The sequence below is a fragment of the Pseudotabrizicola sp. genome, from assembly GCF_030684215.1.
GTDB lineage: Bacteria > Pseudomonadota > Alphaproteobacteria > Rhodobacterales > Rhodobacteraceae > Pseudotabrizicola.
In genome coordinates this window covers 25,355-31,914 of the sequence record NZ_JAUXOV010000042.1, presented here as the reverse complement: position 1 = coordinate 31,914, position 6,560 = coordinate 25,355, and the positions used below count along the sequence as shown (strand labels likewise).

The following is a 6,560-nucleotide window of genomic DNA, read 5'->3' as shown; positions in this document are numbered from 1 at the left end:
CGACAGCTCCGCTGCATCGCGCGCCATCACGAAAACCCCACCGCTGTGCCAAGGTTATGTTGCCCAGACTCGCGAAAACTCCTGCAGAAACGCACCAGATACCGCCACCGCAACATAACAAGCGCCGCAACATGTTCGGTGAATTTCCCGGCGGCACCCGGCCCCGAGGTGGGGCCGGTTAACCTCACGAACAGCGAGCGGCCTGGATTGTTCTGCAAATCGCCGACCATCCAGTAGGAACCTTCCCGCCTCCCGGCGGGAAGATAATGGCGGCAAACGCTTTCGGCATTTTGCGAAAGATCCCGCAACAGATCTTCTGTTTCCAATGACATGGCACACACGATTAACAACCTTTGCGTGCATGTAGACCCTGGATGGGGAAGCGTGCAAGCAGGTGATCGAGCACTTTCACACCGCCGGAATCCGTCGGACAGAACAGGCGCAGCTTCCAGCTGATGATTTCCGAGAAGAAACCATCGGCCTTAAGGCGGTCTTTGGCCGCTTCCGTGAACCCGGAGAGCTCGATCCGGTTGACCCCCATGACGCGGGAGCGGTGCAACTCCATCCCTTCGGCGAGCCGCGCCACGGTCTTGCCCTCCAGAATGAGGGCATGGACCTGCGCTGCACTGAGCGTCGGCGCGTCATCCGCAAGCGTGGTCGCGACCCAGGCGGGCGAGACGCGGCGGCCGATGATGCGTTGCCCGTCGTCAGTCTGCAGCCGGTAGACGCGGGTTTCGTCTTGGGGGAGTTGCTTCCAGATCGGCAGCAGCAGCCCCGCCACGATATGCAGTGTGGCTTCCGTAAACTCCGGCACTTCAGCCAGTTCCGAAGTCCATGCGGCGGTGAAGGCCGCGCGGTCGGCTTCCAGCCAATGGGTGTCCTCCATCATCTTGACCGGGAACGTGTGGGTTTCCGTTGGCCGGATCAGCCGCAGGCGCGGCTCGATGGTGCCGTCGTCCAGCATCAGGTTGGTGGCGGGCACCTGCACTGCAGCGCGACCGGATCGGCTGTTGACGAGAAGGCGTGCCTTCGGGTCCTCCAGCCAGTCCAGCGCATCCGCTAGGGAAGTCGGCGTATTGCGCCGCTTCTCCGCGATGGTGAGGAGCTGAGTTTCTGCACCGGAGCCGGGATGGGTGTAGATCACCCTTGCATCCGTCACGCGGAAGCTCTCGGCGCGCAGCGTCTCGAGCCCGAGATCGTAGACCCCGGCAGCGATGGCACCCTCGATCCGCTGATCGAGAATTTCTTCGAAGGCCGAGAACAGCACAGCCTGCATGTCGATCGTGAGCGCCAAAAGACGATTCAGGAAAGTCGTGATCGGCGGCAGGTCGTCCTTCAGCCCGTTGTCATCGGTCAGGCTGAGGCCGGTCGCATCCTCGAAAGCCCCAAGCGAGCAACCTGCCACATCCCCGCGATAGACGCGGCGGTACAGCTGCCGCAGAGCGTCGCGGGCATAGGGCGACTCGAGGTTGTCCTCGGGACGGAACAGCCCCTGACCGCCGGTCTGGCGCTGGCCGCGCGTGATCGCCCCGAGCGTGTCAAGGCGGCGGGCGATGGTGGAGAGGAACCTTTTCTCCGCCTTCACATCGGTCGCGACGGGCCGGAACAGTGGCGGCTGCGCCTGATTGGTGCGGTTGGTCCGGCCCAGGCCCTGGATCGCAGCGTCCGCTTTCCAACCGGGTTCCAACAGATAATGCACTCGCAAGCGCTGGTTTTTCGCACTGAGATCGGCGTGATAGCTGCGCCCCGTGCCGCCAGCATCCGAGAAGATCAGGATGCGCTTCTGGTCGTCCATGAAGGCGGCGGTTTCCGCGAGGTTGGCGGAACCGGCCCGGCTCTCCACGACGAGCCGGGCAGTGGCACCCTCGCCCTTGCGCACGATGCGGCGCGAACGGCCTGTGACCTCGGCCACGAGGTCGATGCCGAAGCGCTGGACGATTTGGTCAAGCGCCCCTGGCACGGGGGGAAGCGAGGCGAGCTTTTCGATCAGGGCATCGCGGCGGCGGGCAGCCTCCCTACACTCGACGGGCTGGCCATCGCGGAACACTGGCCGCGACGACAGATTGCCCTCACTGTCGGTGAAGGGCTCATAGAGCTGCACCGGGAAGGAATGGGCGAGGTAATCGAGGACATATTCCCGCGGTGTGATGTCGACGCGGATGTCGTTCCATTCGTCGGTCGGAATCTCCGAGAGGCGGCGTTCCATCAGCGCTTCGCCGGTTGAGACGATCTGGATGACGGCGGCATGTCCGGCCGCCAGATCGGCCTCGATGGACGCGATCAGCGTGGGGGTCTTCATCGAGGTCAGAAGGTGACCGAAGAAACGCTGCTTGGCGGCCTCGAAGGCCGAGCGTGCGGCGGACTTGGCCTGCCGGTTCAGCGTTCCGTTCTCTCCCGTGATGTTGGCGGCCTCCATCGCAGCGGCGAGGTTGTTGTGGATGATGGCGAAAGCCCCGGCGTAGGCATCGTAGATGCCGCGCTGCTCCGGGGTCAGCGCATGTTCCAGTATCTCGTATTCGACGCCGTCGTAAGACAGCGACCGCGCGGTGTAGAGGCCGAGGGCACGGAGATCTCGGGCCAGCACTTCCATGGCCGCGACTCCGCCCGCCTCGATGGCCTCAACGAACTCGGCGCGGGTCGCGAATGGGAAATCTTCGCCGCCCCAGAGGCCGAGCCGCTGCGCATAGGCGAGGTTGTGAACTGAGGTCGCCCCGGTGGCAGAGACATAGACCACCCGCGCATTCGGCAGCTTGTGCTGCAGGCGGAGGCCTGCCCTGCCTTGCTGCGAAGCCTCAGTGTCGCCACGCTCGCCTTTCGAGCCGGCGGCATTGGCCATCGCGTGGCTTTCATCGAAGATGATTACACCATCAAAGTCGACCCCTAGCCAGTCCGCGATCTGTTCGACGCGGGATTTCTTGGCGCCCCGTTCCTCGGAACGCAGCGTGGCATAGGTGGTGAATAGGATGCCCTCGGTCAGCGGGATGTCGCGGCCTTGCGCAAAGCGCGACAGCGGCGTCACCAGAAGACGCTCCTGACCGAGCGCCGACCAGTCGCGCTGCGCGTCTTCCAGCAGCTTGTCACTCTTCGAGATCCAGAGTGCCTTGCGGCGGCCTTGGCACCAGTTGTCGAGCAGGATCCCGGCCGATTGGCGGCCCTTGCCTGCGCCCGTGCCATCGCCAAGGAAGAATCCTCGACGGAAGCGGACAGCGTCAGCGGCATTTTCCGGCGCGGCCGAGACCGTGTCGCCGGTTTCATCGACGGTCCAGGATCCCGCGAGATACGCGCCGTGCGCTTCACCAGCGTAGATCACGGTCTCCAGCTGCGCGTCCGAGAGAAGGCCATCGCACAGCACGGCAGAGGGCAGCTTCGGGCGGTAGGAAGGTTTTGGGGGCGCGACCGAGGCCATGGCCGCCGATTGCACCAGCTTGGTCGGGTGCGGTTCCGCCCCAGGGATTGCGATCGCCTGCAGGCGGAAGGTTTCATAAATGGCATCCGACAGGCGCGCAGTATCATCGTTGTCGCGCCCCTCGCGCAGGGTGTAGGCGAGGTCTTCGGCCTCGATCTTAGCGATGGCTTGCGCGGGTTGGGCCGCAGAATTCGCGCGAGATATGCCAATGGCCTTGCGCGTAGATGGGGCAGAGTTTCCCGCGAAGAGGGAAGAACGGCTCTGACTTGCCGTTGCGGCCTGATCCGACTCAAAGCGCGGCGGAACTTCGGCGGTGATCCGGGAGAGGAGATGCGCTACATCCAGAGACGTTGGCTGACGCAGATCAGCGGTGATGCCACCCATCTCGCCGCCACGGCATTTGTCAAAGACCGAAATCCGGGTCTCAAAGCTAGTGCCATGCTTGGCGAAGGCAGCACCGGACACAGCGCCGGTGAAGACCAGATGCGCGGACTCGGTCAGGCGGTCGAAAGTCTCGGCCCAGGCCGGAGCGTCGGGCGCGAAACTCGCACCCGTGATGGCAACCAGCCGCCCACCAGGGGCCAGCCGGGCAAGCGCCGAGCGCAGATGCCGGGCCGTCGCCTCTGTAGTCCGACCATCGACGTTAGCCATGGCTGAGAATGGCGGGTTCATCAGGATGACGCTTGGGCGCATACCGGCGTCGAGATGGTCGTCAATCTGCGCGGCGTCAAAGCGAGTGACCGAGCGGCCCGGGAACAGCAGACGCAAAAGGTCAGCGCGGGTGTCGGCCAATTCGTTCAGTGCAAGGCAGCCGCCCGCGATCTCAGCCAGGATCGCCAGAAGGCCGGTCCCAGCCGAGGGCTCGAGGACCAGGTCGTGGGGCATGATCTGTGCGGCGGCGAGCGCCGCGAGTCCCATAGGCAGCGGCGTCGAGAATTGCTGAAAGCGCTCCATCTCCTCCGAGCGACGGGTATGCGTGGGCAACAGGCCAGCCACCTTGGCGAGGATGGGCAGCAACGCTGCAGGCGAGCCAGCCCGGGCCAGCAGCGCGCGGCCGAACTTCCGCAGAAAGAGGACCAACGCCACCTCGCCCGCCTCATAGGCGAGCTTCCAGTCCCAGACACCATTGGTATCAGAGCCGCCAAAGGCGCGCTCCATTTCGAGACGCAGGCGCAGTGCGTCGATCTGGAAGCCCTGCGCCAGATCGGGCTGCAGCGCCTCGGCAACTGCAAGGATCGCGGCGGCAGGATCAGGCAGGACAGGAACAACGACCGGCGTCAGCACGGTCGGGATCAACGGTTGGAAGGTCATCAGAACACCTCAGGTTGGGGAAAATGGCAGAGCCAAAGGCGCTCTCGCGCAGCCTTCCAGCTCCCCCTGCCCCATCCTGCCTCTGCCTCTCGGATCTCAATCCTTGGCAGAGCGGTGGTTGATTTTGTTCGCGTTATGTTCTATATATGAACACCAAACAGCAAAGGAGTTTCTCCGATGGAAGACACCAGTTTTGCAGTACCCGTCACGCCCAAGCAGATCGCCTACGCGCGGTCACTGGCGCTGCGCAACCAGACGCTGGTACCTTGGGAGGTGCAGCAGGATCGGCGAGCTTTGAGTTCCTGGATCGATGCGCAGGCCAGGCTGAAACCGGTCTCAGCCCTCGACCAGCTGCCGTCCTCCAAGCAGGTCGCCTTTGCCGAGCGCCTTGCCCGGATCAAGCGCCGCGCTGTTCCGGACGAGTGTTTCCGAGACAAGGGCCTGATGTCGAAGTGGATCGACGGCAACCGGTGACGAGTATCAGTCAGCGGATAGCGCGTTGGCGTCCGGATCACCAAGGGATTTCTTCTGCCTGAGAAATGCGACCCGCAGCGCTTCCGTCGGTGAGGACGGATACTCCAGCGCTTCGAAGAACACCTGGTGATCGGATGGTTTCAAATTTGTAATGTCAGGGCTGTTGCCATTTGCTGATTTCATTTCTTCGAACCTCCGAGGGAGCATGCGCTGTAACTTGTTAGCCGACAGCCCTAATCGAGTAATGCGGTGTCCCATCCCAAACAAGATCCCAAGACGCGCCCGGACGGACGCTCTGGATGGCGTGTGGCTCAAAGCAGACCAAGCAATTCCCACCAGGAGCCGGAGCCCGAACTGAAGGATAGATCAAGCCCCGGGATCCGGCTCGGCGCAGATGCTGGGCCAAGCTTTGACCTTCGGGATATCCGACCGCCGGATCCGGATGCAGGGCAGGATGATCCGGCTCATCGGTCATGTCGTCGAACACCCCGATAAAATCGGCCAGCAATTCCACATAGCGCGCGCTGTCATTGAAGCTGCCCGTAAAGCCAAGCTCCCGCGTCCGGTGCCAGGCCACTTCGCTGACGGAAACCATTACATCCCATGCGCAGTACCAAGCACCCCGCTCCTCGGTGTTGAAGCGGTTTCCGCCAGCGCGGGTGTAGGTGAAGGCGGCGTTGACATGACTGTCACCATAGATGCGCAAGTCGCGGCTGCGGCGCTGCCACGCAAGCTCCCGCGGGTCGAGATGCGGGTTGCGGCCACGTTCCGCCAGAAGACGGCCGCTGGTCAAGCCCTCAATCTCTGCCAAGATATCCATCTCGTCATCGGTATCGACAAGACCGCGCAGAGCTGGCGGCTTGTGGTAAGTGGCGGGCAGGAGGCGAACGAGACCGCGATCGGAAATCTCGGTCTGCTTCATGCTCCACCACGCAACGCGTCAAGATAGGTCCGCACCGCAAGGATCTGAGGCAAACCGCCGTCGATAGCGGTGTCGACCGGACGATTACCCCCAAACAGCGGACCGGTGTTCGGCCGGGCGAACCAGCTTCGAGCCAGCGGCTCGGAGAAATAGAGTTCAAGCGATTTGTAGATTCCAATCACCGCACTGAGCCGCAGCAGTTGGTCTTTTGTCAGTTCCCCTGCGAAGTCCGGCTTCTTTGCGCGCTTCCACGTGCTCTCTGACATGTCGGCAAGGCCGGCCGCTTCCTTTAGGCTGAGACCCCAAGCATCGGCCACGCGGGCATAAGCCTTCAGCGCAACGGCGTTGATCTGTGCAGGTTCTCTGATCTTCTCTGCGACTTGCATGTTGTCCTCCATTGCCACTAACATAGTTCATATGGTCTTATTGTAAAGATCAAATGAACCG

The 6,560-nt window shown here is 62.9% G+C and carries 5 protein-coding genes and 1 pseudogene; 1 reads left to right on the top strand and 5 read right to left on the bottom strand.

The window, feature by feature from the left end; genetic code table 11:
• Nucleotides 1-134 precede the first annotated feature (134 nt).
• Nucleotides 135-332, bottom strand: a pseudogene (locus Q8K08_RS08920) (DNA primase); the annotation flags it as partial.
• Nucleotides 333-343: 11 nt separating this feature from the next.
• Nucleotides 344-4,717: a strawberry notch family protein gene (locus Q8K08_RS08915; RefSeq protein WP_305249815.1), complete on the bottom strand. Its 4,374-nt coding sequence runs from the start codon at nt 4,715-4,717 to the stop codon at nt 344-346.
• 177 nt (nt 4,718-4,894) lie between these two features.
• Between Q8K08_RS08915 and Q8K08_RS08910 the strand changes: the two genes are divergently transcribed.
• Nucleotides 4,895-5,191, top strand: a complete 297-nt coding sequence (locus Q8K08_RS08910; protein WP_305249814.1) for a hypothetical protein — start codon at nt 4,895-4,897, stop codon at nt 5,189-5,191.
• A gap of 6 nt (nt 5,192-5,197) precedes the next feature.
• Here Q8K08_RS08910 and Q8K08_RS08905 read toward each other — a convergent pair whose 3' ends face one another.
• Genes Q8K08_RS08905 through Q8K08_RS08895 form a run of 3 tightly spaced genes read right to left on the bottom strand, consistent with a single transcriptional unit; the run spans nt 5,198 to nt 6,511 of the window.
• Nucleotides 5,198-5,374 carry a hypothetical protein gene (locus Q8K08_RS08905; RefSeq protein WP_305249813.1) on the bottom strand — a complete coding sequence of 59 codons (177 nt, stop codon included), beginning with the start codon at nt 5,372-5,374 and terminating at the stop codon, nt 5,198-5,200.
• 37 nt (nt 5,375-5,411) lie between these two features.
• A complete protein-coding gene (locus Q8K08_RS08900) occupies nt 5,412-6,113 on the bottom strand; it encodes an RES family NAD+ phosphorylase (RefSeq protein ID WP_305249812.1) in 702 nt (233 codons plus the stop codon).
• Complete coding sequence (locus Q8K08_RS08895) at nt 6,110-6,511, bottom strand: MbcA/ParS/Xre antitoxin family protein (protein ID WP_119136873.1); 402 nt, start codon at nt 6,509-6,511, stop codon at nt 6,110-6,112. Before Q8K08_RS08895 ends, Q8K08_RS08900 begins: the two co-directional genes overlap by 4 nt.
• Between the last annotated feature and the right edge of the window lie 49 nt (nt 6,512-6,560).

Excerpts from the sequence above, each read along its gene's own strand:
- Q8K08_RS08915 (WP_305249815.1), bottom strand. The coding sequence starts at position 4,717 with ATGACCTTCCAACCGTTGATCCCGACCGTGCTGACGCCGGTCGTTGTT.
- Q8K08_RS08910 (WP_305249814.1), top strand. The coding sequence starts at position 4,895 with ATGGAAGACACCAGTTTTGCAGTACCCGTCACGCCCAAGCAGATCGCC.
- Q8K08_RS08905 (WP_305249813.1), bottom strand. The coding sequence starts at position 5,374 with ATGAAATCAGCAAATGGCAACAGCCCTGACATTACAAATTTGAAACCA.
- Q8K08_RS08900 (WP_305249812.1), bottom strand. The coding sequence starts at position 6,113 with ATGAAGCAGACCGAGATTTCCGATCGCGGTCTCGTTCGCCTCCTGCCC.
- Q8K08_RS08895 (WP_119136873.1), bottom strand. The coding sequence starts at position 6,511 with ATGGAGGACAACATGCAAGTCGCAGAGAAGATCAGAGAACCTGCACAG.